The following is a 1,343-nucleotide window of genomic DNA, read 5'->3' as shown; positions in this document are numbered from 1 at the left end:
CCGGGCTCGGTCCCGCCACGTGTGATCGGCGGGATCGAACCCTGAGTGCTGTGACCGCGTAGGCCCGCCGGGTTGGGTTGGGCCGAGCCGCCGCTTTCAAAGACCGCATTCTGACCAGAGCCCGGTGTCAGAGCCTCCCAGTAGCGTGTCGGCAACCAGATCCGACTCCTCCTCGGGAGAACCACCATGGACATTGTGCTCATCGCAGGCTTGTGGCTCGACGGATCCGCCTGGGACGACGTCGTGCCCGAACTCACCGCGCTCGGACACCATCCCGTGCCGCTCACCCTCCCGGGACAGGGCGACGGCGCCGTCTCCGCGACGCTTGACGACCAGCTGAAAGCAGTGCTTGCCGCGGTTGACGCGGCGCCCGGAATGCCTCTGGTGGTAGGGCACTCCGCAGCATCGACCCTGGCCTGGCTGGCCGCCGACGCACGGCCGGACAAGGTGGCCAAGGTCGCCCTGATCGGCGGCTTCCCCGCCCCCGATGGGCGGGCCTACGCCGATCACTTCGCGATCGAGGGCGGCGCCATGCCCTTCCCAGGCTGGGAACCCTTCGAGGGCGCGGACGCCGCCGACCTGGACCAGCAGGCCCGGGACCGCTTCGCGTCCGCCACCGTTCCTGTCCCCGAGGCGGTCGCCAGGGGAGTCGTACGCCTGACCAACGAGCGCCGCTTCGACGTCCCCGTTGTGGTTGTCTGCCCCGAGTTCACCCCCACCGAGGCCGAGGAGTGGATCGCCGCCGGTGAGAGTCCTGAACTGGCCCGCGCCACCCGGCTTGAGTACGTGGACCTCGACTCGGGCCACTGGCCGATGGCCACCCGTCCCCGCGAACTCGCCCGAGTCCTGGCAACGGCCGCCAACTCCTAGCGGTGCGTGCTGGGGTGGATGGTCAGGGCCGTGATCGGTAGTGGTATGCCGCCCCGGCGGAGACCCTTCTCGCTGCGGATGCGAGCCAAGCTGGCGCTGCCCCGGCGCACGATCTGCTGCAGCCGTGCCCCTCCTGGTCGGTCAGTCTGCGCACACGGACAGGCTCGGCCACCCCGCCTCCAGCGGTCGGATCGGACGTCACCGCACATCCAACCGCCACGACGACCAACCCGGCGAACCTATGCGGTCACAGCACTAGCCCGCTACCGCGTACGCGCGATCAAGTACCGGAACACGTTTGGCATCCACACGGTCCCGTCCCGCCGTTTGTGCGGGTGCAGGGCCTCCGTCAGCTCCTTGTCGACCTGTACCTGATCCGTCGCGCCCACCGCCGCGTCGAACAGTCCCGTCGAGAGCAGACCGCGGACCGCGCTGTCCGTGTCCGCGTACCCGAAGGGGCACGCGACGCGTCC

The 1,343-nt window shown here is 69.8% G+C and carries 1 protein-coding gene and 1 pseudogene; one reads left to right on the top strand and one right to left on the bottom strand.

Annotation, left to right across the window (positions count from 1 at the left end):
* Positions 1-186 precede the first annotated feature (186 nt).
* Complete coding sequence (locus ACZ5CR_RS45485; protein ID WP_468869639.1) at positions 187-870, top strand: alpha/beta fold hydrolase; 684 nt, start codon at positions 187-189, stop codon at positions 868-870.
* 263 nt (positions 871-1,133) lie between these two features.
* Here the strand turns inward: ACZ5CR_RS45485 and ACZ5CR_RS45480 are convergent.
* Positions 1,134-1,343 (bottom strand): annotated as a pseudogene (locus ACZ5CR_RS45480) (SAM-dependent methyltransferase); the annotation flags it as partial.

The sequence above is a fragment of the Streptomyces sp. NPDC031274 genome, from assembly GCF_055570235.1.
The sequence above is the reverse complement of the archived record's forward strand: the minus strand, read 5'-3'. Positions and strand labels throughout refer to the sequence as shown.